This window comes from Streptomyces sp. AP-93, assembly GCF_022808175.1.
Classification (GTDB): Bacteria; Actinomycetota; Actinomycetes; order Streptomycetales; family Streptomycetaceae; genus Streptomyces.
In genome coordinates this window covers 284164-307375 of the sequence record NZ_JALGBX010000003.1, presented here as the reverse complement: position 1 = coordinate 307375, position 23212 = coordinate 284164, and the positions used below count along the sequence as shown (strand labels likewise).

At 68.8% G+C, this 23212-nt stretch carries 18 protein-coding genes and 1 riboswitch; of the genes, 12 read left to right on the top strand and 6 right to left on the bottom strand.

Going from position 1 to position 23212, the window contains the following annotated elements:
* Positions 1–92: 92 nt before the first annotated feature.
* On the bottom strand, positions 93–2549 hold the full coding sequence (locus MTF69_RS07265) for a DNA topoisomerase (ATP-hydrolyzing) subunit A (protein ID WP_243331722.1): 2457 nt from the start codon (positions 2547–2549) through the stop codon (positions 93–95).
* Positions 2550–2808: 259 nt separating this feature from the next.
* Here MTF69_RS07265 and MTF69_RS07260 point away from each other — a divergent pair, with 259 nt between their 5' ends.
* The 4 genes from MTF69_RS07260 (at position 2809) to MTF69_RS07245 (ending at position 7680) form a co-directional block, all read left to right on the top strand.
* Positions 2809–4179, top strand: coding sequence for a pitrilysin family protein (locus MTF69_RS07260; protein WP_243331721.1), 1371 nt, complete (start codon positions 2809–2811; stop codon positions 4177–4179).
* Positions 4180–4199: 20 nt separating this feature from the next.
* Positions 4200–5567 carry a pitrilysin family protein gene (locus MTF69_RS07255; RefSeq protein ID WP_243331923.1) on the top strand — a complete coding sequence of 456 codons (1368 nt, stop codon included), beginning with the start codon at positions 4200–4202 and terminating at the stop codon, positions 5565–5567.
* Positions 5568–5823: 256 nt separating this feature from the next.
* A riboswitch (cyclic di-AMP (ydaO/yuaA leader) is annotated at positions 5824–5982 on the top strand.
* Positions 5983–5994: 12 nt separating this feature from the next.
* Positions 5995–6789 carry a M23 family metallopeptidase gene (locus tag MTF69_RS07250; RefSeq protein WP_243331720.1) on the top strand — a complete coding sequence of 265 codons (795 nt, stop codon included), beginning with the start codon at positions 5995–5997 and terminating at the stop codon, positions 6787–6789.
* Between the two features lie 225 nt (positions 6790–7014).
* Positions 7015–7680: a GntR family transcriptional regulator gene (locus MTF69_RS07245; protein ID WP_243331719.1), complete on the top strand. Its 666-nt coding sequence runs from the start codon at positions 7015–7017 to the stop codon at positions 7678–7680.
* Between the two features lie 288 nt (positions 7681–7968).
* On the opposite strand, the gene MTF69_RS07240 is transcribed toward MTF69_RS07245, so the two are convergent.
* On the bottom strand, positions 7969–8250 hold the full coding sequence (locus MTF69_RS07240) for an HPr family phosphocarrier protein (RefSeq protein ID WP_243331718.1): 282 nt from the start codon (positions 8248–8250) through the stop codon (positions 7969–7971).
* Positions 8251–8434: 184 nt separating this feature from the next.
* Between MTF69_RS07240 and MTF69_RS07235 the strand changes: the two genes are divergently transcribed.
* From MTF69_RS07235 to MTF69_RS07210, 6 genes are all read left to right on the top strand, one after another.
* Entirely contained in the window at positions 8435–11455 is a 3021-nt protein-coding gene (locus MTF69_RS07235; protein WP_243331717.1) for a bifunctional GNAT family N-acetyltransferase/acetate--CoA ligase family protein, read from the top strand.
* A gap of 56 nt (positions 11456–11511) precedes the next feature.
* Positions 11512–12108, top strand: coding sequence for a DUF5998 family protein (locus MTF69_RS07230; protein WP_243331716.1), 597 nt, complete (start codon positions 11512–11514; stop codon positions 12106–12108).
* Positions 12108–13316 (top strand): alkaline phosphatase family protein, encoded by a 1209-nt coding sequence (locus MTF69_RS07225; protein ID WP_243331715.1) that lies wholly within the window; start codon positions 12108–12110, stop codon positions 13314–13316. Before MTF69_RS07230 ends, MTF69_RS07225 begins: the two co-directional genes overlap by 1 nt.
* A gap of 200 nt (positions 13317–13516) precedes the next feature.
* Complete coding sequence (locus MTF69_RS07220) at positions 13517–14167, top strand: thymidine kinase (RefSeq protein WP_243331714.1); 651 nt, start codon at positions 13517–13519, stop codon at positions 14165–14167.
* A 255-nt stretch (positions 14168–14422) separates the two neighbouring features.
* The gene (locus MTF69_RS07215; RefSeq protein ID WP_243331713.1) at positions 14423–15196 is read left to right on the top strand and encodes a hypothetical protein; all 774 of its coding nucleotides are present in this window, start codon (positions 14423–14425) and stop codon (positions 15194–15196) included.
* A gap of 14 nt (positions 15197–15210) precedes the next feature.
* Positions 15211–16440, top strand: a complete 1230-nt coding sequence (locus MTF69_RS07210) for a hypothetical protein (protein WP_243331711.1) — start codon at positions 15211–15213, stop codon at positions 16438–16440.
* 355 nt (positions 16441–16795) lie between these two features.
* On the opposite strand, the gene MTF69_RS07205 is transcribed toward MTF69_RS07210, so the two are convergent.
* The gene (locus MTF69_RS07205) at positions 16796–17590 is read right to left on the bottom strand and encodes a hypothetical protein (RefSeq protein ID WP_243331709.1); all 795 of its coding nucleotides are present in this window, start codon (positions 17588–17590) and stop codon (positions 16796–16798) included.
* 12 nt (positions 17591–17602) lie between these two features.
* Positions 17603–19624, bottom strand: a complete 2022-nt coding sequence (locus MTF69_RS07200) for an Hsp70 family protein (RefSeq protein WP_243331708.1) — start codon at positions 19622–19624, stop codon at positions 17603–17605.
* 382 nt (positions 19625–20006) lie between these two features.
* Between MTF69_RS07200 and MTF69_RS42780 the strand changes: the two genes are divergently transcribed.
* Positions 20007–20132 (top strand): hypothetical protein, encoded by a 126-nt coding sequence (locus MTF69_RS42780; protein WP_279345466.1) that lies wholly within the window; start codon positions 20007–20009, stop codon positions 20130–20132.
* Positions 20133–20476: 344 nt separating this feature from the next.
* Here the strand turns inward: MTF69_RS42780 and MTF69_RS07195 are convergent, their stop codons facing one another.
* Complete coding sequence (locus MTF69_RS07195; RefSeq protein WP_243331706.1) at positions 20477–21400, bottom strand: exonuclease domain-containing protein; 924 nt, start codon at positions 21398–21400, stop codon at positions 20477–20479.
* A gap of 104 nt (positions 21401–21504) precedes the next feature.
* Between MTF69_RS07195 and MTF69_RS43680 the strand changes: the two genes are divergently transcribed.
* On the top strand, positions 21505–21858 hold the full coding sequence (locus MTF69_RS43680; protein WP_374322332.1) for a hypothetical protein: 354 nt from the start codon (positions 21505–21507) through the stop codon (positions 21856–21858).
* Between the two features lies 1 nt (position 21859).
* Here the strand turns inward: MTF69_RS43680 and MTF69_RS07185 are convergent, their stop codons facing one another.
* Positions 21860–23203 carry a hypothetical protein gene (locus MTF69_RS07185; RefSeq protein ID WP_243331704.1) on the bottom strand — a complete coding sequence of 448 codons (1344 nt, stop codon included), beginning with the start codon at positions 23201–23203 and terminating at the stop codon, positions 21860–21862.
* Positions 23204–23212: the final 9 nt, after the last annotated feature.

Sequence of the window (23212 nt, the reverse complement as noted above, 5' to 3'; positions counted from 1 at the left end):
CCGCCCCACCCACCAGTGCCAAGAGGGAAAACACTAGTCGCCATTCGGGTGGTACGTCCCTCGGACGTACCACCCGAACCGCCTCGAACGTCCTACAGCGCGGCCCCCGCCAGCGCCGCGACCACGGCCGGCAGCGCCGTGCCCGAGCCGTCACGGCGCGGGTCGGCGGCCGGCAGCAGGGCCGGAGTGCCGTTCGCCGCCGCCGCGCGGACCGGGGATGCGCCCGCCCAGGCCAGCAGCAGGACGTCCTCGCCCTTCAGGAACCGCTGGCAGCGCACGCCGCCGGTGGCCCGGCCCTTGCGCGGGTACTGGTCGAACGGGGTCAGCTTCCCGGACTGCATCGAGTCGTCCAGCGTCCCGTGCGAGCCCGCCACCGTGAACACCACGGCCTCGCGCGCCGGATCCACCGCAGAGAAGTGGATCACCTTGGCGCCGTCCGCGAGCTTGATGCCCGCCATACCGCCCGCCGGGCGGCCCTGAGGACGGACCTGGCCCGCCGGGTAGCGCAGCAGCTGGGCGTCGTCGGTGATGAAGACGAGGTCCTCCTCGCCCGTGCGCAGCTCGACCGCGCCGACGATCCGGTCACCGTCCTTGAGGGTGATGACCTCCAGCTCGTCCTTGTTGGCCGGATAGTCCGGCACGACCCGCTTGACCACGCCCTGCTCGGTGCCGAGCGCCAGACCCTGTCCGGACTCGTCCAGCGAGGTCAGGCAGACGACCTTCTCGTCGGCCTCCAGCGCGGAGAGGAACTCCGTGACCGGGGCGCCGCCCGCCAGGTTCGGCGCGGCGTGGGTGTCGGGCAGTTGCGGCAGGTCGATGACCGACAGCCGCAGGAGCCGCCCGTACGAGGTGACCACGCCGACTTCCGCCCGCGCGGTCGCCACGACCTGCGAGACGATCAGGTCGTGCTTGGCACGGGCGCCGCCCTCCTCCTCGGGGAGCGGCTCGGCGTTCGGCGTGCGCGCGAGCAGCCCGGTGGAGGACAAGAGAACCCGGCACGGGGTGTCCTCGACCTCCAGCGGGACCGCCGCGACCGGCGTCCCCGCCGACTCCAGCAGCACCGTACGGCGCTCCGTGCCGAACTTCTTCGACACCGCGGCCAGTTCCGCCGAGACCAGCTTGCGCAGCTCGCTGTCGGAGTCGAGGATCCCGGTCAGCTCGTCGATCTCGCCGGCCAGCCGGTCGCGCTCGGACTCCAGCTCGATCCGGTCGAAGCGGGTGAGGCGGCGCAGCGGGGTGTCCAGGATGTACTGGGTCTGGATCTCGCTCAGCGAGAAGAGCTCCATCAGGCGCTCCTTGGCCTGTGCGGAGTTGTCGCTGTCCCGGATGATCCGGATGACCTCGTCGATGTCGAGCAGCGCCACGAGCAGGCCCTCGACCAGGTGCAGCCGATCGCGCCGCTTGCCGCGGCGGAACTCGCTGCGGCGGCGCACGACCTCGAAGCGGTGGTCGAGGTAGACCTCCAGCAGCTCCTTGAGGCCCAGCGTCAGCGGCTGCCCGTCGACCAGCGCGACGTTGTTGATGCCGAAGGTCTCCTCCATCGGCGTCAGCTTGTACAGCTGCTCCAGCACGGCCTCGGGGTGGAAGCCGTTCTTGATCTCGATGACCAGGCGCAGGCCGTGCGAGCGGTCCGTGAGGTCCTTGACGTCCGCGATGCCCTGGAGCTTCTTCGAGCCGACCAGGTCCTTGATCTTCGCGATGACCTTTTCGGGACCGACCGTGAAGGGCAGTTCGGTGACGACCAGCCCCTTGCGGCGCGGGGTCACGTCCTCCAGGGCCACCGTGGCACGGATCCGGAAGGTGCCGCGGCCGTTCTCGTAGGCGTCCTTGATGCCCGAGAGGCCCACGATCCGGCCGCCGGTGGGCAGGTCGGGACCCGGTACGAAGCGCATCAGCGCTTCCAGGTCCGCGTCCGGGTAGCGGATCAGGTGGCGGGCGGCCGCGATGACCTCTCCGAGGTTGTGCGGGGCCATGTTGGTGGCCATGCCCACCGCGATCCCGGACGCGCCGTTGACCAGCAGGTTGGGGTACGCCGCGGGCAGGACGACCGGTTCCCGCTCCTGGCCGTCGTAGTTCGCGGCGAAGTCGACGGTGTTCTCGTCGATCCCGTCCGTCATCAGCGAGGCGGCGTCGGCCATCTTCGACTCGGTGTACCGCATCGCGGCCGGCGGGTCGTCGTTGCCGAGGGAGCCGAAGTTGCCGTGGCCGTCGACCAGCGGGAGCCGCATGGAGAAGGGCTGCGCCATGCGCACGAGGGCGTCGTAGATCGACGCGTCGCCGTGCGGGTGCAGCTTGCCCATGACCTCGCCGACGACACGGGCGCACTTCACGTAGCCGCGGTCGGGGCGCAGGCCCATCTCGTTCATCTGGTAGACGATGCGCCGGTGCACCGGCTTCATGCCGTCGCGGGCGTCGGGCAGGGCGCGGGAGTAGATCACCGAGTACGCGTACTCGAGGAAGGAGCCCTGCATTTCGTCGACGACGTCGATGTCGAGGATCTTCTCCTCGAAATCCTCCGGCGGCGGGGTCTTCGTGCTGCGGCGGGCCATCGCTGCGCGGCTCCTTAACCAAGATTCGGGATGAGCTGAGCTCTCACGGGGTGGGGCTGGGACTGGACTGGGACGGGGCTGGGACGGGCGGGCGGGCGGTTTCGGACAGGGGTGACGCGGACCATTGTGGCCCGAGGCACCGACAACGCCGACTCCGACCCAGGACTGGGCCGGGAACTTCTCCGCCTGCCGACACGCTTGCATACAGTGGCAGGTCTGACAGGAATCTCTGCATCGCGATCGAAGGGACCACATGCCCATGGGTCACACGGCCACAGCTCACGCAGGCTCCGGCGGCCTCACAGCGACCGAGCACCGGCTGGCCAACGGCCTGCGCGTGGTGCTGTCCGAGGACCACCTGACCCCGGTCGCCGCGGTCTGCCTCTGGTACGACGTCGGCTCGCGCCACGAAGTCAAGGGACGTACGGGCCTGGCTCACCTCTTCGAGCATCTGATGTTCCAGGGCTCGAAGAACGTCTCCGGCAACGGCCACTTCGAACTGGTCCAGGGAGCCGGCGGCTCGCTCAACGGCACCACCAGCTTCGAGCGGACCAACTACTTCGAGACGATGCCGACCCACCAGCTGGAGCTCGCGCTGTGGCTGGAGGCGGACCGGATGGGCTCGCTGCTGGCCGCCCTGGACGACGAGTCCATGGAGAACCAGCGCGACGTCGTCAAGAACGAGCGCCGCCAGCGGTACGACAACGTCCCGTACGGCACGGCCTTCGAGAAGCTGACGGCCCTGGCCTACCCGGAGGGCCACCCGTACCACCACACCCCGATCGGTTCCATGGCCGATCTGGACGCCGCGTCCCTGGAGGACGCGCGCGCGTTCTTCCGTACGTACTACGCGCCCAACAACGCGGTGCTCTCGGTCGTCGGCGACATCGACCCCGAGAAGACGCTCGCCTGGGTCGAGAAGTACTTCGGCACCATCCCCGGCCACGACGGCAAGCAGCCGCCGCGCGACGGCTCGCTGCCCGAGATCATGGGGGAGCAGCTGCGCGAGGAGGTCGTCGAGGAGGTTCCGGCCCGCGCGCTGATGGCGGCCTACCGGCTCCCGCACGACGGCACCCGCGAGTGCGACGCCGCCGACGTGGCGCTGACCGTCCTGGGCAGCGGCGAGTCCTCCCGCCTCCACAACCGCCTGGTGCGCCGCGACCAGAGCGCCGTCGCGGCCGGTTTCGGCATGCTGCGCCTCGCCGGCGCGCCCTCGCTGGGCTGGCTGGACGTCAAGACCTCCAGCGGGGTCGAGGTGCCCGCCATCGAGGCGGCCGTAGACGAGGAGCTCGCGCGGTTCGCCGCCGAGGGCCCGACGGCCGAGGAGATGGAGCGCGCGCAGGCCCAGCTGGAGCGCGAGTGGCTGGACCGGCTGAGCACGGTGGCCGGCCGCGCCGACGAACTGTGCCGCTTCGCGGTGCTGTTCGGCGACCCGCAACTGGCGCTGACCGCCGTCCAGCGCGTCCTCGACATCACCGCCGAGGAGGTGCAGGCCGTGGCCGCGGCCCGACTGCGCCCCGACAACCGCGCGGTGCTCGTCTACGAGCCGCTCGAAGCCGGCGCAGACGACGACACCGACCTCACCGAAGAGACCGACGCGAGCGACGAGAACGAGGGGGCGGAGCAGTGAGCGACACCGCAGCCGTCACGATGACCTTCCACCCGCGCCCCGAGGCCGGCGAGCCTCAGCCGTGGGCCTTCCCGGCCCCCGAGCGCGGGGTCCTGGCCAACGGCCTGACCCTGCTGCGCTGCCACCGCCCCGGCCAGCAGGTGGTCGCGGTCGAGATCAACCTCGCCGCCCCGCTCGACGCGGAGCCCGAGGGCCTCGACGGCGTGGCCACGATCATGGTCCGCGCCCTGTCCGAGGGCACCGACAAGCGCTCCGCCGAGGACTTCGCCGCCGAGCTGGAGCGCTGCGGCGCCACCCTCGACGCGCACGCCGACCACCCCGGCCTGCGCGTCTCCCTGGAGGTCCCGGCCTCCCGCCTGCACAAGGCGCTGGGGCTGGTCGCCGAGGCGCTGCGCACGCCGGCCTTCGCCGACGCCGAGGTCGACCGCCTGGTGCGCAACCGGCTCGACGAGATCCCGCACGAGAGCGCCAACCCGCAGCGCCGCGCCGCCAAGCAGCTCTCGAAGGAGCTCTTCCCGGCCTCCCTGCGGATGTCCCGCCCGCGTCAGGGGACCGAGGAGACGGTCGCCCGCATCGACTCCGCGGCCGTACGCGCCTTCTACGAGGCCCACGTGCGCCCCGCGACCGCCACCGCGGTGGTCGTCGGCGATCTGACCGGAATCGACCTGGACGCCGTCCTGGCCGACACCCTGGGCGCGTGGACCGGTGACACCACCGCCCCGCGCCCGGTCCCGCCGATCACCGCCGACGACACGGGCCGCGTGGTCATCGTGGACCGGCCCGGCGCGGTCCAGACCCAGTTGCTGATCGGCCGCATCGGCGCCGACCGGCACGACCGGGTCTGGGCGCCCCAGGTGCTCGGCACCTACTGCCTGGGCGGCACGCTCACCTCCCGGCTGGACAAGGTGCTGCGCGAGGAGAAGGGGTACACGTACGGCGTGCGCGCCTTCGGCCAGGTGCTGCGCTCCACCGCCGACGGCAAGGGCGCCTCGATGCTCGCCATCAGCGGCTCGGTGGACACCCCCAACACCGGTCCGGCCCTGGACGACCTCTGGACGGTGCTGCGCACCCTCGCGGCGGGCGGCCTGACCGACGCCGAACGGGACGTGGCCGTGCAGAACTTGGTGGGCGTGGCCCCGCTGAAGTTCGAGACGGCGGCCTCCGTCGCGGGCACGCTGGCCGACCAGGTCGAGCAGGAGCTCCCGGACGACTACCAGGCGCAGTTGTACGCGCGGCTCGCCGAAACGGGGACGGTGGAGGCCACTTCGGCGGTCGTCAGCGCCTTCCCGGTGGACCGTCTGGTCACGGTCCTGGTCGGCGACGCCTCGCAGATCGAGGAGCCGGTGCGGGCCCTCGGGATCGGCGAGGTGACCGTGGTCTCCAACTGACCGTGGTCTCCAACTGATCGTCCGTTGACTGCCGGCGGGTCGCCAACTGGCCCGTCGTGCAAGGGAATCCGGCAAGGGACTCCGGCGGCTTGCCCGCTGGAGTCCCTTTTGCCTTTTCTATCCTTTTGGTGGTGTGGTTGCTTGTATGTGGTGTGGCGTACGCAACAAAAGGGCGTGTCTGTTTGGCGATTGGCTGATGATCCGCCTAGCGTCGGCCGTGCTGTCCGTCAGTTGTAACCGCCGCATCCGCGGCACCGGGCAGCGATCGCCGAGTCCCCGTCAGGCGCGAGCCTGGGGAGCCGGGGACCCACTTGTGTCCCTGGGGTGAATCGGACCACCTCGCAAGAGGGGCCCGTAGGAGACCTTCCTGCTCCGAACCCGTCAGCTAACCCGGTAGGCGAGAGGGAAGGAAAGGATCAGCCCCTTCATGGCGTTTGGCAGTAGTGCCGCCGGCAAGCACCGTGGTTCGAGCCGAATGAGCCGCAGGACCGCCGGCTACGCCGGCATAGCCGCCCTCGCCGCCACCGGCGTCGTGGGCTCCCTGGCCGGCCCCGCGTTCGCCGCGGACAAGTCTCCCTCCATGGAGGACACCGGCGCCCTCAACACCATCGTGGTGGCCGACGAGCTCGCCGGCGACGTCGAGGCCCAGGCCCAGTCCCAGCAGCGCGCCGCCGAGGCCGCCGCCGCCAAGGCGCAGGCCGAGGCCGACGCCCGGCAGCGGGCCGCCGAGGCCAAGGCGAAGGCCGAAGCGCAGGCCAAGGCCGAGCGCGAGGCCGCCGAGCGCGCCGCCCGCGAAGAGGAGCGCAAGCGTCTCAACACCTTCGTGTCCCCGCTCGACAACACCTATGTCAGCACCCAGTACCAAGCGGGTGGCGGCATGTGGTCCTCCGGCAGCCACACCGGCATCGACTTCCACGCCGCCTCCGGCACCGAGGTGCACGCCGTGGGCCTCGGCACGGTGGTCGAGGCGGGCTACGGCGGCGCGTACGGCAACAACGTCGTCATCAAGCACGCCGACGGCACGTACACCCAGTACGGCCACATGTCCTCGCTGAGCGTCTCCGTCGGCCAGCAGGTCATCCCCGGCCAGAAGATCGGCCTGTCGGGCTCCACTGGCAACTCCAGCGGCCCGCACCTGCACTTCGAGGCCCGCACCGGCGCCGACTACGGTTCGGACATCAACCCGGTCACGTACCTGCGCTCGCACGGCGTCACCGTCTGACGGCTGACCCGCTCGCCCCACCGCACGTCTTCCGCGAAGGCCCCGGCTCTTTGAGAGCCGGGGCCTTCGTCGTGCTTCGCTCTTCGCCCTTCCGCGCTTCACCCTTCACGCTTCGCGCTTCGCGGTGTGTGAATGTTTCGTATTTCCGGCCGCCCTCGGAAATTATCGTGTGTTGCAATAGAGTCGCAACGCGCACAGCCATACGAAAAAGGCGGAGGTCCGGTCTTGCGTATTCCCGCGCACACGGTAGTCACAGCGATCCGCGACGACATCGTCTCCGGGGTGTTCGGGCCCGGCGGCCGGCTGACCGAGGAGGTGCTGGCCCGCCGCTACGGAGTCTCCCGCGTCCCGGTGCGCGAGGCGCTGCGCACGCTGGAGTCCGAGGGGTTCGTGACCACCCGGCGGCACGCGGGCGCCTGCGTGGCCGAGCCGACCGAGCAGGAGGCGGCCGACCTCCTGGAGCTGCGGATGCTCCTGGAGCCCCTCGCGGCCGCCCGGGCGGCCCGGCGGCGCAGCGAGGCCCACCTCAAGGTGCTGCGCGGCCTGGTCAGACTGGGCCAGGAGCGGGCCAGGAGGGGGCAGGGGGAGGATCTGCGCTCCCTGGGAGGCTGGTTCCACGAGACGCTCTCCCAGGCCTCGGGCAGCCCCGGGCTGATCGCGCTGCTCACGCAGATGCGGCACAAGGTGGCCTGGATGTACGTGGTGGAGGCCCCGGCGCGGCCCGTGGAGTCCTGGGCGGAGCACGGCGCGATCGTGGACGCGGTGGCCCGGGGCGACGCCGAGCGGGCGCGGGCGCTGACCGCGGTGCACGTGGACCGGGCGGCGGGGGCGCACCGGATGCGTGTGAGGACTTTGCAACCTGCCGTAAACACGGCAAGCGTTCCGCATTAACAAACGCCGTATACAAAGGGGGGATATCCGGGCCGGTTGATTGCCGCCCGCGTCTCGCGCTTTATTCCGCCGCCGGAATTCCGCGCATTCCGCCCATCAGTGGTGTGTGTATTTCCGCCCCCCGGTCCGACGGGCCGACGGGTCGACCGGATTCCCGATTCCCGCGCGGAAAAGCAGCGAAGCCGTTGCCCCCGACCTCGGCGGTCGGGGGCAACGGCTTCGCCGTGCACGTCCTGCAAGTCTGCGAGTCTGCGGGTCCTGCGGGTCCTGCGGGTCGAACCCGAAGGGTCAGACGGTCTCGGGAAGCTCCTCGAGCCCCTCGGCGACCAGCTTCGCGAGGCGGTCCAGTGCGACCTCGGCGCCGTCGGCCTCGGAGGTGAGGACGATCTCCTCGCCGCCCTGGGCGCCCAGGCCCAGAACCGCCAGCATGGAGGCGGCGTTGACGGGGTCGCCGCCGGCCTTCGCGATGGTCACCGGGACGCCGGAAGCGGTCGTCGCGCGGACGAAGATCGAGGCGGGACGAGCGTGCAGGCCCTCGGCCCAGCCGACGTTGACGCGGCGCTCTGCCATGGTGATGCCCTTCAGGTTCTTACGGTTGTCTAGACCAGTCTCTCACGGCGTCCGGAATGGACGAACCGACCTTCGGCCCGAGTTTCCCGCCATTCGACCTACCCCAGCTTGCCCTGATTCGAGCCAGCTTGCCCGATGCGCCGCGCCCGGGCCACTCGGCGCGTTCGAGCCTTAAGGTGACCCCATGACGACCGAGTCCGACCCCTCGTACCCGGACCACTGGGAAGCCGACGTGGTCCTTCGCGACGGCGGAACGGCCCGGATCCGGCCCATCACCACCGAAGACGCGGGCCGGCTGGTCAGCTTCTACGAGCAGGTCTCGGACGAGTCCAAGTACTACCGGTTCTTCGCTCCGTACCCCCGGCTCTCCGACCGCGACGTGCACCGCTTCACGCACCACGACTACGTGGACCGGGTCGGCCTCGCCGCGACGATCGGCGGCGAGTTCATCGCCACCGTCCGCTACGACCGGATCGGCGCCGACGGCCGCTCCGCCACCGGACCCTCCGACGAGGCCGAGGTCGCCTTCCTCGTCCAGGACGCCCACCAGGGACGCGGAGTCGCCTCCGCCCTGCTCGAACACATCGGCGCGGTGGCCCGGGAACGCGGCATCCGCCGCTTCGCGGCCGAAGTGCTGCCCGCCAACAGCAAGATGATCAAGGTGTTCACCGACGCCGGCTACCAGCAGAAGCGCAGCTTCGAAGACGGCTCCGTCCACCTCACCCTCGACCTCGAACCGACCGCCGAGTCCCTCGCCGTCCAGCGCGCCCGCGAACAGCGCGCCGAGGCCCGCTCCGTCCAGCGGCTGCTGGCCCCCGGCTCGGTGGCGGTGATCGGAGTCAGCCGCTCCCTCGCGGGCGTGGGCGCGGCGGCCCTGCGCAACCTGCGCGACAGCGGCTTCCACGGCCACCTCTACGCCGTCAACGAGGCCGTCACCCGCGATCTGCTCGACGGCGTACGGGCCTACCCCAGCCTCGGCGCCGTCGGCGCCCCGGTCGACCTCGCGGTCATCGCGGTCCCGGCGGACCGGGTCCCGGACGCGGTGGCGGCCTGCGGTGAACACGGGGTGCAGGGGCTGGTCGTGCTGTCCGCCGGATACGGGGAGAGCGGGGCCGAGGGCCTGGCCCGCCAGCGCGAACTGGTGCGGCAAGTGCGCTCGTACGGGATGCGGCTGATCGGCCCGAACGCCTTCGGGGTGATCAACACGGCCCCCGAGGTGGAGCTGAACGCCTCGCTGGCCCCCGCTCCGGCCCCCGCGCGGGGCAGGGTCGGGCTCTTCACCCAGTCCGGGGCGATCGGCATCGCGCTGCTCTCCGGGCTGCTGCGGCGCGGGGAGGGGCTGTCCTCCTTCATCTCCGCCGGGAACCGGGCCGACGTCTCCGGCAACGACATCCTCCAGTACTGGTACGACGACGAGGCCACCGACGTCGCGCTCATGTACCTGGAGACCCTGGGCAACCCGAGGAAGTTCACCCGGCTCGCCCGGCGCACCGCGGCCGTCAAGCCGGTGGTCGTCGCCAAGGGAGGCCGGCACACCCCCGCCGGACACGTGGTCCCCGGCACCCGGCTGCCCGAGGCGACGGTCTCGGAGCTGCTGCGGCAGGCCGGCGTCATCCGGGTCGACACGGTGACCGAGCTGGTGGACGTCGGCCTGCTGCTGGCCTCGCAGCCCGTCCCGGCCGGGCCGCGCGTGGCCATCCTCGGCAACTCCGAATCGCTCGGCGTCCTCACCTACGACGCCTGCCTGACGGAGGGGCTGCGGCCGCTGCCCCCGCTCGACCTGACCACGGCCGCCTCGCCGGAGGACTTCCGCACCGCCGTCTCCGCGGCGCTGGCCTCGCCGGACACCGACGCCGTCGTCGTCACCGCGATCCCGTGGGTGAGCGAGCACGCACTAGCCGACGATCTGGCCGAGGCCCTGCGGGCGGCGGCCGCCGCGCACCCCGGGAAGCCGGTGGCCGTGGTCCACGTGGAGCTGGGCGCCCTCGCGGAGGCCCTCTCGGCGGCCACGACGCCGACCGCCGCGACGGACCTCGCGGACGCGCTGCCCGCGACGCTGCCGACGCCGGCGACGGCCCTGGCGGCCCTGGCCTCCGGGCCCGCCTCAGGGGTGGATACCGGACCCGACGCCGTGTCCGCCTCCGGACCCGAAGCCCTGCCCGATGCCCTGCCCGATGCCGGATCCGCGGGATCCGAAGCGGGATCCGAAGCCGTGCCCGTCGCCGAGTCCGACGCCCCGCCCGCCCCCGTGCCCGCCACCGCGGCGGCGCCCTTCCGGCCGGAGCCGGCCTCCGGCGGCGGCCCGGGGAGCGCGGCCGCGCCCGCTTCCGGAACCGCCCGGATCCCGAGCTACCCCGCCGCCGAACGGGCCGTCAAGGCCGTCGCCGAAGCCGTCCGCTACGGACAGTGGCGCCGGGGCATCGCCGAGGTCGGACAGGTGCCCGAGTTCGAGGACATCGACGAGAGCGGGGCCGCCGGGCAGCTCTCCCGCCTGCTGGCCGGCGTAGGGGAGGAGGAGGTGGCGACCCTGGAGGACCCCGATGCCCGCGAGCTGCTGGCCCGGTACGGGATCCGGGTGCTCTCCACGCTCCCGGCCCCCAGCGCGGACGCCGCGGTCCGCGCCGCCGCGGTCCTCGGCTACCCCGTCGCGCTCAAGACCACCGCCCCGCACCTGCGCCACCGCGCCGACCTCGGCGGCGTCCGCCTCGACCTCACCACCGAGGCCGAGCTGCGCCGCTCGTACGACGAGCTCACCCACGCGCTGGGCAAACCACAGGAGCTGCTCCCCGTGGTCCAGTCGATGGTTCCGCGGGGCGTCGACACCGTCATCCGCTCCGTCATCGACCCCGCCGCGGGCGCCGTACTGTCCTTCGGCCTCTCCGGGGTCGCCTCCGAACTGCTCGGCGACACCGCCCACCGGCTGGTTCCCGCAACCGACAAGGACGCGGCGAGCCTGATCCGCTCGATCCGCACCGCCCCGCTGCTCTTCGGCTGGCGCGGCAGCGACCCCGTGGACACCCCCGCCCTGGAGGAACTGCTCCTGCGCCTCTCCCGCCTCGTCGACGACCACCCCGAGGTGGTCGGGGTCGCCCTGGAGCCCGTCGTCGTCGCCACCGAGGGACTGTCCGTGCTCAGCGCGACCGTCCGCGTCGCCCACCCGCCCGCCCGCGGCGACCTCGGCCCGCGGACCCTGCCCAGCTACTGAGGTCGACGGGCCCCAGGGCGGCCGGGGTGCCCCGTACGGGCCTTAGGATGGACCTCATGGCGAAATCCGGTACGACGACCCAGGGGCTGCGCACGGCGATCGAGCGCAGCGGCTACTACCCGGCCCTCGTGGCCGAGGCCGTGGAGGCCGCGGTGGGCGGCGAGCCGATTTCGTCGTACCTGGTCCACCAGGAGACGACCTTCGACTCCAACGAGGTGCGCCGGCACGTCACCGTGCTGGTCCTGACCGGCAACCGCTTCATCGTCAGCCACACCGACGAGCAGGCCGCCGACGCCGGGTCCCCCTCCCCGTACGCGACCACCTCCACCGAGTCGGTCAAGCTGGCCAGCATCTCCTCCGTGGTGCTCAGCCGCGTCGTCGCCAACCCGGAGTCCTACACCCCCGGCACCCTGCCCCGCGAGGTCGTCCTGACCATCGGCTGGGGCGCGGTCTCGCGCATCGACCTGGAGCCCGCCGCCTGCGGCGACCAGAACTGCGACGCCGACCACGGCTACACCGGCAACTCCACCGCCGACGACCTCAGCCTGCGCGTCAGCGAGGCCGGCGACGGCCCCGAGGCGGTCCGCCAGACCCTGGTCTTCGCCCAGGCACTCTCCGAAGCAACAGCAGCCACCTCCACCCCCGCCCGCTGATGGCGTCGTACTCCGCCGCGCAGAGCTGGCAGGACGAGCCGGAGCTGCTGGACCTGGCCGGCGCCCCGGTGCCGCACTACGGCACCGGCTCGCTCGCCGACCTGCTGCCCACCCTCGTGGCCGGCCAGGGCGTACCCGGCTTCGAGGCCTCGATCGCCGAGCTGACCCCGGCCGACCGGAACTGCGTGTTCCTGGTCGACGGCATGGGCTGGGAGCAGATCATGGCCCACCCCGACGAGGCCCCGTACCTCACCTCCCTCCTCTCCACCTCGCGCGGCGGCACCGGCCGCCCGATCACCGCGGGCTTCCCGGCGACCACCGCCACCTCGCTGGCCTCCGTCGGCACCGGCCTGCCGCCCGCGCGGCACGGCCTGCCCGGCTATACCGTGCGCAACCCGGCCACCGGCGAACTGATGAACCAGCTCCGCTGGCACCCGTGGACCGCGCCCAAGCCCTGGCAGCCGTACCCGACCGTCTTCCAGCAGGCGGACGCGGCCGGGGTGGCCACGGCTCAGGTGTCCTCGCCGGCCTTCCAGACCACCCCGCTCACCAAGGTCGCGCTGAGCGGCGGCACCTTCCTCGGCCGGATGACCGGCGAGGAGCGCATGGACCTCGCGGCCGAGCGGCTCGCGGCCGGCGACCGCTCGCTCGTCTACACGTACTACAGCGAGCTCGACGGGGCCGGCCACCGGCACGGCGTCGACTCCGACGCCTGGCGGGGCCAGCTCATGTACGTGGACCGGCTGGTGCAGCGGCTGGCGGAGCAACTCCCTCCCCGCACCGCGCTGTACGTGACCGCCGACCACGGCATGGTGGACGTCCCCTTCGACGAGGACTCCCGCATCGACTACGACGACGACTGGGAACTCGGCGCGGGCGTGGCCCTGCTGGGCGGCGAGGGCCGGGCCCGGCACGTGTACGCCGTACCGGGCGCCGAGGCCGACGTCCTGACCGTCTGGCGCGAGGTCCTCGGTGACCGCTTCTGGGTCGCGAGCCGGGCGGAAGCCCTGGAACTGGGCTGGTTCGGCGCACCGGGCGAATGCGACGAGCGGGTCCTGGGCCGCATCGGCGACGTGATCGCCGCCGCCCAGGCCGACGTGGCGATCACCGCCTCCCGGGCGGAGCCCAACGAGTCGGCCCTCGCCGGCATGCACGGCTCCATGACCCCGGCCGAGCAGCTCGTCCCGCTGCTCGAAATCCGCTCCTGACACTCCGGGCAGCGCTCCCCTTGCCCCCTTCCCCACCCTCTGAAAGGCCCCGTACTCCCCATGCCCGAGCTGGTGTTCTTCTCCGGAACGATGGACTGCGGAAAGAGCACCAACTCGCTGGGGAATCCGCCATCTCACGCGGGGGCCGCCAGCCACCGCTGCCCTACGGTCTGCCTGCCCCGAAAGGTCACCCTCCTCTGATGTCCGAATTGGTATTTTTCTCCGGCACCATGGATTGCGGGAAGAGTACTTTGGCGCTCCAGATCGGACACAACCGGTCTGCGCGCGGGCTCCAGGGCGTGATCTTCACGCGCGACGACCGCGCAGGCGAGGGCAAGCTGTCCTCCCGCCTCGGCCTGGTGACGGAGGCCGTCGAGGCGACCGAGGGCATGGACCTGTACGCGTACCTCGTGAACCAGATCTCCCGGGGCGGCAAGGCCGACTACGTCATCGTCGACGAGGCACAGTTCCTGGCTCCCGACCAGATCGATCAACTGGCGCGCATCGTGGACGACCTCGACATGGACGTCTTCGCCTTCGGCATCACCACGGACTTCCGCACGAAGTTGTTCCCCGGCTCGCAGCGCCTGATCGAGCTGGCCGACCGCATCGAGCAGCTCCAGGTCGAGGCCCTGTGCTGGTGCGGAGCCCGCGCCACCCACAACGCCCGCACGATAGACGGCGAGATGGTGGTCGAAGGCGCCCAGGTCGTCGTTGGCGACGTCAACCGCCCGGCGGGTGAGATCGGCTACGAAGTCCTCTGCCGCCGCCACCACCGCCGCCGCATGACGAGCGGTTCAGCCCAGGCCGGAGCCCTCTCCCCGGACGTCCTCCCGGTCAACCACGCCTGACAGCCCGCCGCATGATCGTTCCCGGGGTGGTGCGCGCCGCCGGACGGCAGCCTGTGACCAAGTGCTTAGAAGGCACCTGGTGTGTGCAGGGACGATGCACCCCTGACCTGCACGAACGGCTACGGCACGCGACCAGTCGCCGAACCGTTCCGCCGTTCTCGGGAAACCCTCGTCCGGTGCTGCGGTCCCACCTGCATTGTCAGTGGCTACGGCTAGCGTCCATCCCCGTATGGATTCGAGGGTGGGAGAGTGCTCGTGGGAGCCAAGACAGGCCTGCTGGCGTACGCGGACCGGGACATCCCGGCCGCCCTGCGTCAGGTGCCCGTAGCTGGCATCGCGGAGACGACCGAATTCGTCGGGCGGCTGTGTCCGGGCTGGGTCATGGAGGCTGCGGAGGGCGAGACCCTGGGTGAGGGCACCTATCCCGCCGACGGACTCACCTACGCCGCGAGCTTCCCGGGCGTGGACATCGTCTGCGACCGGCGCCTGATGATCGACCGTCCGTCGCAGCTGCCCGAGCACCTGGTCGCGGCGAGTGCCGGACGCAGGATGGTCCTGCATGCGATGCACAGCGTGGTGGACTGGCTCGCATTCGCGGTCTGGGAGGACGGCCGGCTTGTCCGCTCGCTGAGCCTCTCGCCCGACAGCGGAGTCATCGAGGATATCGGCGAGCCGTTCCCTTTCGAAGCGCCGTACTGGGCCGGTGACCACCCCGTGGAGATGGACCCGGAGTGGGAGGACGAAGCGCCGTATCCGCTGCCCTTCCACCCGCTCGAACTGGGCGAAGAGGCGCTCCGCGCATTCTTCGGTTTCATCCTGGAAGGCTGGCCGACACCTGACGACATCGACCCGGACGAGTTCCGACTCCACGGCTTTCGCCTCATCGACCCGGGTGGCCCCGACCTCGCCCAACGGCAGGCTGACCTGGAGGAGGCGGCTCAACGCATGCGCAGCACGACGTATCGCCTTGCCCCGGATGGCACCTTGATGTCTGGTGCGGTACCGCTCGGGGGCGAACCGGAGCTGTGATGCATGATCAGCCCATGACTCTCGGATCGCCGCCCGCGTGGGGTGTTCAGTACTGGGCGTACCTGCCCTCGGAGGCTGCCGCCAGAGCGGTCGCGGATGCGCTGGCTGAGCTCCAGCACCGCCTGATCGCGGTCCGCGCCCACAACCACTTCCGGTTCGATCCGTCCAGCTTCTGGTACGGGCAACCGTCGATGGATCCCGAGTTGGAGGGATGGTGGCAGGTGTTCTCGCTAGCCGTCTACTCCGGCCATGACCGCCTCGCCTTGGACCCCTTCCTCAGGAGTGAACGGACCCGTGTCGCGGGCATGGCCCGATCGCACGGCGGCTTCGTACAGGGAGGCGCTGAGGGACATGCGGTCACACTGGAACAGTCCTTCACCCGTGTCGGCCTGCTTCACGAACGGGCCGCCGCCGAGGTGCCGCTGCCCGACCTGTTGCCAGTGGAGCCCGTACCGCCTGCCGCGGGACCCGCATGGTCATGCTCCGGAGCCGGTCGGCCTAGCGAGGTGGTCCAGGCAGTAGCGGCGGTTGCCGAGCGGATGTACGGGGGTGCCCAGGAGGCTCCGGATGTCGCGGGCTGGCTGCTTGACGAGGAGTTCGCCTTTGGGGAGCCCTACGGGTCCACGGGCGAGTTCTTGGGTGACCTGGCGGATGCCGTGGCCCACCAGGGCACCTGCACCGACGCCACGGTCGAGGCGGTTCCGTTCCTGGCCGCGCTGATCCGCGACGCCGGGGTTCCAGCAGGAACACGGGTCGTCCTGCTGGGCGACCTGCTGCGTCTCGCCGTCACCGGCCGTGCGACCGCCGCCTCCCTGGCCGACCGAATTGCTGCCCTCGGCAACGTCTGGGAAGAACCTGCCGCCGACTACATGACGCGCCGAGCCATCGGCCGTGAAATGCCGGCTCTGTTGGCGAACTGGGACGTGGAGAGCGATGCCGCGCGGTTTGTTCTCGCTGCATTGGCCGCTGCTGCGGCTTCCGACGGCGACGCTCTCGTGACTAGGCTGAGGCTGGCAGCTCTCCCTGCCCCGGTCGGCACGGCCCGCGCCGACATCATGGCGCTCATGGAAGCGCTTCTCCGTGGTGACCAGTCCGGATTGCGGACCGCCCTGGACCGTCTGGCCGCCTGGCGGCCAGACATCGCGGAACGGTCCCAGAGCCCCTATGCGGCCCCGCGAGACCTCGCGCTGTCCGTTCTGCCGGACCTTGTGATGGCGGACGTGGGTCCAGCCGTCTACCGCTGACCGGCCCTTGATATCGCGGCGACCACCGCTTCCAGCGGATCGTCAGGGCGACCCTCGGCTATTGACTCCCGCCGTGAACCCGCGGGCGCGAGTCGGACCAGGGCTGGTGGCTCACCTCCGGGAGGCGGTGGGAGAAGTCCTGCCGCTCCTGGAACGAATGACGGCTGCCCGGACCCGACCTGGTCCTTCCTGGCGACGTGCACTGACCAGCGCAAAACCGTGCCCACTGCTCTGCTCCATGCTTTCCCGGTCGTATGCCCTGCCGGCTGCGCATCGCGAGGGTGGAGCGGCGTCGACTCGGCGCCATGAACTAGGGATATCCGCCGGGTCCGAGGCCTGGACCGTTGATTGCCATCTACTCCCACTCGTCCGACGATGTGTAGACGTATTGGCGGGCAAATACGCGATCATCAACCATGTAGGCGGGCGCTACGACGAAGCGGACGGGGGCACGTGGATCACACGACGGCCATGGTTCTTGCATGTCGTGGTTGAGAGCCACGCCCCTCGTGTAGGTGAAGTCCCAGACAGCTGCCAAACCTGCCTGGCGAGAACGATGGCGGAGCTCTTGGCAGACCCCCCTGACGGAATCAATGGGTCCAACCGCCAGTGCATCGGAGGCGAGGCCGAGATTTCGCTGGATATGCGGTGATTGAAGGAGTACACCTTGGGTAAAAAGCTGCTCGCACAGCAGGCCGATGAACCGGGGGATAATCTGACGGTCCGAGTAGCGGCCCATCATCCGGCTACCTGCCACCTGACTTCGAGCCAACCCTTGAATGCGTTGTTCCACTACAGCGCGATAGTCGGTGGCGATTACCTGATGCGTGCTGTGGTTACTCGTTGCCAAGTCGGGGCGCTCGCGAGTTCGGGCCGCCAGCAGGTTGTCGATCTTGCTTTCTAGCTTCTTTTGTCGATGTTGCAGCGAGGTGCAGCTCTGCTCGATCCTCTCCACTCGTTGTTCGAGAAGAAGGAGCCTCAGGTCGGCCTCCTCCTGAGCTCCACGGAGAACAGAGAGATCCTGCTGACTTCCAACTCCGATAATTCGGAGGACGGTATCTACCACGCTACTCGCGTCAGGTTGAGGTTGCAGACAAGGATCCATGTCGTTGAAATCGGGTTCATGGAACTGTTGTTGATTATCCAGCATTTCGCCCTGCGATCAGTAATTTGAGTGGAAGCGGACGGTGGCAGACACTTCTTCGCCTGTTTGCATCACGACCGCCCTGGCCTTCACCTCGGTCTCACCAAATCGCATATGCAATTGAACCCCGCGATCCGAGAGCGCGAAACGCATGACTCGACTCAGGTCGACTTCGAAATAGCCAATCTTGTCACAATTTGAGTCGGTGACGTAGATGGGATCGCTGTCCGCCGTGGCGTACAGATCGAAGTCGACACTTTTCTGGTCTCCTTCGATCGGGAAGTAGACGTGGGTGACTTCCGCCTCGGTGTTGACGGTTTCGCCGGCCCTGACGAAGACGGAGAAGCGATCCCTGCAGAGAACAGTCCCTTCCGAAGTTGTCAGTTTGTTCTCTTCGGGGTCGACACCTTCTCTGAACTCCGAGCAGACGTCGCACCCGTAGGTGAATCGGCTACGTCGGGCGCGGGTGTGTGGCTCGTAACAGAAATGGACGGCACCGAAGAGTACGGCGATATTGGGGTCGGGGGGTACGAGTACATCCGCGCGATCGCCCATGTGGTCGCGGACGGCCTGTTGTAGGTAGGGAGAGGTGCTGAATCCGCCCACTAGCAGGACCGCGTCACGCCTGGATTTCACAGTTCGACTCTTGGCCATCTCGGCAAGCTGTTCCTCGACGAGATCTAGAATGTCAGGGACGACGTTGCCGAAGAGTCCTTTAGCTTCGTCTGGCGTAATGACGATTGCGTCACTTGTTCCATTTTGTAGACGGGCCAGACGCTTTCGCATCGTTACGCCCAGTCGTCGGTCGATAGCCGCGGGAATGTTGAGATATACAGGTTCGCTCTGATCGACGCGGATGTGTAGTTTCGCACGCTCCCAGGCGTCCGTTAGGTCCATGAGGGCGTCCGGGATGTGTCGTCGGAGATCTTCTAGAATCTCAGACTTTCCAAACCTTGATACTAGGAGTTGTTCCTCAAATGTGCGATTGAGGTAATCTGATCCTAGTTTCCCGCCAGTTGCCCGACCGATCTCAATCATGCGTCCGGACGGATCATTCTCGTAGGCCGTAATGTCGACTGTTCCACCGCCGCAATCCACGACCATAAAACGCGCGCCGGGTGTCATGAGGTCTGTGGGGGTTTCGCCATCCGGGGAAGCCACCTGTACGCCGCAAACACGTGCGTGATGGGCGGCTGCCTCCGGCTCTAGGGCAAGCAGAAGTCTCCCATCCTCGGTTGGCATTCCAGCATTCTTTGCGGCATCCCGCATTACCATCTTCTGGTAGTCGCTCCAGATGGCCGGCACGGTCAAGCACCAGCGGATGTCGTCTTCGTCGTAGCCGCTTGCCGTGATCTGAGCCAGGGCGCGCCGGTAGATCTTCCGTAGATAGGCTGTGACCAGGCCTGGTGTCACGCTGTCGCCGGCGAATCCCCCATTGGGGATTCGCCGCACCTCCTTGGCTCGGAGGGCAACGCTATCGTCTTCTTCCTCGGCGGTACCTTCGCCTTCGTCACCTTTTGGGCCACTCCCTGCGGGAACGAGGCGCATCTTGAAACCGGCATGATAGGTGGCGCCCTCATGCTGTGCGGTGGCGCGTCCAGTAATCCAGTTTCGCCGGGCTTCGAAGCCCCAGGACAAGACGTCGCCCTGGTGATCCAGGAGGAGTGCAGACAGGTTCTTGGCGCAAGCAACCGGTTGTGCATCCCACTGGTTGCAGTAGTTGACCTGTCGTGTGCGTGGATCTGCGTTGCCTTCTTCGACTACACACCAGGCGAACCCGGTTCCATGTGTTCCGAAGTCAATAGCGGCAACTACGCGTGGCTCGTCCATGTGCCCTCTCTCGCGTACGGAGTTATCGCCAGTCGAGTTGGCTCCGCCGCTTGTGTATTTTTGTACATCCTTAATTGCCCTGCCGGTCCCCTTGGGTGTGCAGACTTTCAGCAGGAAGTCGTCGTCTTTGCAAGTCGATGCCCGGGTTGTCCTGAATGTTTCACCCGCCAGGAGGAGGATTGCTGGGACTTCCTGTACATACTTGTGCATGTGTGGATTTGTACAGGCAGTGCATGTCCTACACTCTCTGCCGTGAGCAGGGAATACAGTCGCGGGCCGGTGAGAGTGGCGGATTCTTCTGGCTGGGTACGGTCAAGTTCGATTCGGGTTGATCCGGTAGGAGGAATATCACCTTCCTGTGCGGCGGTATCTGAATTCGCCGGCCCGGTAGATGGCGTGGACGCCCTTAGCCCCGATGTGCGTTCGGCTCTTGGTGACATGGAGCGGTACAAGGAGACTGTCGACAGTCGAGATGATCTGATTCGCAAGGCCAGTGCAGCGGGCCTCAGTGAAGCTGAGATTGCCCGAAAGATGGGACATTCCCGTACGACTGTGCGTAGCGTCTTGGGGAAGGGCTGATGAAGGCTCACAAGTGGACGAGCGCGTCGAGGTGGTGGATGTCGAGCCCGGGGTGGAGGCGCTCTTGCTTGCCGACGCCGTAGCGGCCATCGAGGGGGCGCTGGAAGCGCCTTCCATCCCGGTCGAGCCCGCGCGGTAGCGCTGAATGAAGCTCGATCCCGCAGCGTCCGCTCACGCATGGGCCCGGAAATGACTGAGCGCCCCATCTGGCCGAAACCAGATGGGCGCTCATTGCCAGGTCAGAGGGGTTTCCCTCGCCTATGAGTAGTTGGTCATGTCGTCGGACTCGAACCGAAAACCAACGGATTAAAAGTCCAGACAAGATCATGCCGGGCCGTATCGCCCCGTCCGGCGGAGTCCAGAGATGCCTGGTCAGACGGATGCGGCATGCTGCTGGATCCGCTCCAGACCCCACCTTCCCATCGCGTCCGCTCACGCATCTGACCCCGATGACCTGGGCACTTGCCCGCCCGCAGGGGCCGGTCAGGCCCCGAGGCGGCGGAGGAACTCGTCCTCGTCCACGACCTCGATGGCCTGGCCGGCATCGAGCAGGGCCTGCGCGCTCTTCAGCTTGCCGCTCAGGGTGTCTCCCGGCTTCAGCTGGGTCTGCGTGGCGGAGACCAGGAGGTCCGTCTTCTTGGTTATGGTCTTCGTCGGCTGGGCTCCGACCTCGGCGAGGCGGGTGAAGGCCTCGGCCCGCTCCATCGAGGTGAGCGTGCCGGTGAGGCAGACGGTCAGTCCGTACAGGGCCCCTTCGGGGTCGGCGTCGGGGTTGGCGCCGGGGACGGGCAACCGGTCGCGGCGGCCCGAGCCCTGGTACTGGCTGCCGCGCCACTTGCCGTCGGCGGTCATAGAACCCCAGCGGATCTGGTGCTTGCCGAGCAGCTCATCGAGCGTCGTCGTGCCCGATTCGCGCATCGCCGCGAGCATGATCTCGGCGGATGCCCGGGAGTCGGCTTCCGCCTGGTGGTGATCGGTGAAGACGTGGCCGGCGGCATCCATGCAGTGGGGCAGCCCGTAGGACAGCAGCTGCCAGGTCCGGCGGGCGACGACCTGAGAGCAGGTGTACCGGAGTTCCGGCCAGGCGATGCCTTCGGCGTCGCAGGCGGCCCGGATGACGCTGAAGTCGAAGCCGGCGTTGTGGGCGATCAGGGGGCGCCCATCGGCGAACGCGACGATCTCGGCGAGCGCGGCCTTCCAGCCGGGTGCGGTCGCTACATCGCCTGCCGTGATGCCGTGGACCCGGACGTTGTACGGGTTGAAGTGGCCGAGCCCCGTGGGCGGCTGTATCAGTGTGGTCCAGGTGTCCGTGACGACCTGTCCATCGACTGCTGTCATGCCGACGGAGCACGGGCTGCCGCGGTGCTCGTTCGCCGTCTCGAAATCGATCGCTACCCAGGAAGACATGGCTGAAGTCTCGTGGGGCGGCCAGTGATCCGCCAGGGTCAAAGGTCGACGATCTCTATGTCGCGAGGTCTTCCCAAGCACTCGCGATCACTGCCCCGGAGTCCGTGTCACTGCACCGCGAGCAGCCCACCGGCAGCCCCTGCAACGTCTCGCCCGGCACCGTCCGCGAAATCACCACCGTCGGCACCCGACTGCGCATCCTGGTCACATCTGACCAGGCGGCCGACCTCATCGTCGAGATCACCCCCACAGGCCGCCGCCGCCCTCGCCGACGGCACCGATATCTGGGCCAGCCTCCAGGCCACCGAGACCACCCTCGTCGAACTCTGACCACCACAGCAGGTGCCCGCCCCCAACTCCTGCGGACATTCCCAGGCCTCGAGGTCGACGGCGACGAGGCGCTGGCTCGGATCGACGACTTTGTCGAAGGGCTCGGATTTTCCTCCGGCCGGTTCTGACTCAGGACCAGGGCGTCTCCTCGGTCTCGCCGGCCCAGCCGTGTATCCGTGCCAGATTCTGGTGAGGCCCCCGGTAGCCCAGTGACTCAAGGACTAGCAGAGACAGGTAGTGCCGGGTGAGCAGCCACGTCTCCATGACAAGGCCCGGGATCCCGTAGATGGTCTCCTGAGCTTCCTCAGGGTGCACGAGCGAGTTGCGGATCCTCGTCACGGCTTCCGGCCCGTCCAGTTGCTCCCCGCTCCGCTGTCGAGCTTCGTCGATGAAGCGGGCCATGGCGGGCAGCTGCGTCCGGTCGATGTCCAGGGAGACGTTGATCCCCTGGAGGACTGTGCGCAGCTTCGTGTGTGCCTTCCACACTCGGGTGTTCTTGTACTCCCTGCGGGTGAGCACGCCGGTCAGGACGAGCCTCTGCCACATGGCGTGTTCCAGCCCAGCGGCGCCGATCATCACCCGCTGCTCCACGAACCCCTGGTCCCGGATCGCGGTGACCGCGTAGCTGATCTGCAGTCGCAGTGGCTCGGCCTTGACTGGGTCAGAGAACGCCGGGACGAGTCCGTCCATGAACCTGGCCAGCGCCTCGGCATCCCATGGCTGCCACCAGCCCGAGGACAGCGACTTGGCAGGATCGCAGTGCAGGGCGCCCCACTCCTCCCAGACGACGTCCCCGTGGGACCCGATGCCTACCGGAAGGAGCGGGGCGACCCACCGGCCAAGGCAGAAGGACATGCCGAAGTGCAGGGCCACGAGTACGTGGCGCGCTTCGGTGGCGGTGAACTGCTGCCCGTCGGCGCGGCTGATCTCCATCGTGTGGGTCATCGCGTAGAGCCGGGTCCTGAGCAGTTCGTCCCAGACCTCTTTGTGATCCGGCCGGACGTCCAGAAGGATCTTCCAACCGTCGACCTCGTGTGACCAGCGGCCGACGGACCAGAGCGCATCCGCACCGTCGATCTCGTATGCGAGGTACTGATGACCTTTGAACCGCGGAAGGTTGAACCAGTGGGCCACGAGGCGGGTAAGGGGAGCTTCGCTGTCGCCGAGAGAGGCTCCGTTGGTCCACCCCTCATCCACATTCCGGACCCAGGCGTGCACCTTGGCTTCCCCATGCGGCCGCTGGAGCCGGAGGGTGGCCGTGTCCTGGGTGCGGGGACGCGCGTCCGGATCAGGCATGGTGTTCCAGTCGACGCCGAGGACCGGCGAGCACCGGAGACTGACCTCCCCGGCAATGTCGGTGTCCTGTACACCGCCGATCTCTCCACGATGAAGAGTGATCGGCTCGCCGACACCATTGAAGCGGTAGAAGGGCTTGATCGGCGGGAGAGCTGAATCCCAAGGTGAATCGGTCATGATGCCCCT

Excerpts from the sequence above, each read along its gene's own strand:
- MTF69_RS07265 (WP_243331722.1), bottom strand. The coding sequence starts at position 2,549 with ATGGCCCGCCGCAGCACGAAGACCCCGCCGCCGGAGGATTTCGAGGAG.
- MTF69_RS07260 (WP_243331721.1), top strand. The coding sequence starts at position 2,809 with ATGGGTCACACGGCCACAGCTCACGCAGGCTCCGGCGGCCTCACAGCG.
- MTF69_RS07255 (WP_243331923.1), top strand. The coding sequence starts at position 4,200 with ATGACCTTCCACCCGCGCCCCGAGGCCGGCGAGCCTCAGCCGTGGGCC.
- MTF69_RS07250 (WP_243331720.1), top strand. The coding sequence starts at position 5,995 with ATGGCGTTTGGCAGTAGTGCCGCCGGCAAGCACCGTGGTTCGAGCCGA.
- MTF69_RS07240 (WP_243331718.1), bottom strand. The coding sequence starts at position 8,250 with ATGGCAGAGCGCCGCGTCAACGTCGGCTGGGCCGAGGGCCTGCACGCT.
- MTF69_RS07235 (WP_243331717.1), top strand. The coding sequence starts at position 8,435 with ATGACGACCGAGTCCGACCCCTCGTACCCGGACCACTGGGAAGCCGAC.
- MTF69_RS07230 (WP_243331716.1), top strand. The coding sequence starts at position 11,512 with ATGGCGAAATCCGGTACGACGACCCAGGGGCTGCGCACGGCGATCGAG.
- MTF69_RS07225 (WP_243331715.1), top strand. The coding sequence starts at position 12,108 with ATGGCGTCGTACTCCGCCGCGCAGAGCTGGCAGGACGAGCCGGAGCTG.
- MTF69_RS07220 (WP_243331714.1), top strand. The coding sequence starts at position 13,517 with ATGTCCGAATTGGTATTTTTCTCCGGCACCATGGATTGCGGGAAGAGT.
- MTF69_RS07210 (WP_243331711.1), top strand. The coding sequence starts at position 15,211 with ATGACTCTCGGATCGCCGCCCGCGTGGGGTGTTCAGTACTGGGCGTAC.
- MTF69_RS07205 (WP_243331709.1), bottom strand. The coding sequence starts at position 17,590 with ATGCTGGATAATCAACAACAGTTCCATGAACCCGATTTCAACGACATG.
- MTF69_RS07200 (WP_243331708.1), bottom strand. The coding sequence starts at position 19,624 with ATGCACAAGTATGTACAGGAAGTCCCAGCAATCCTCCTCCTGGCGGGT.
- MTF69_RS07195 (WP_243331706.1), bottom strand. The coding sequence starts at position 21,400 with ATGTCTTCCTGGGTAGCGATCGATTTCGAGACGGCGAACGAGCACCGC.
- MTF69_RS07185 (WP_243331704.1), bottom strand. The coding sequence starts at position 23,203 with ATGACCGATTCACCTTGGGATTCAGCTCTCCCGCCGATCAAGCCCTTC.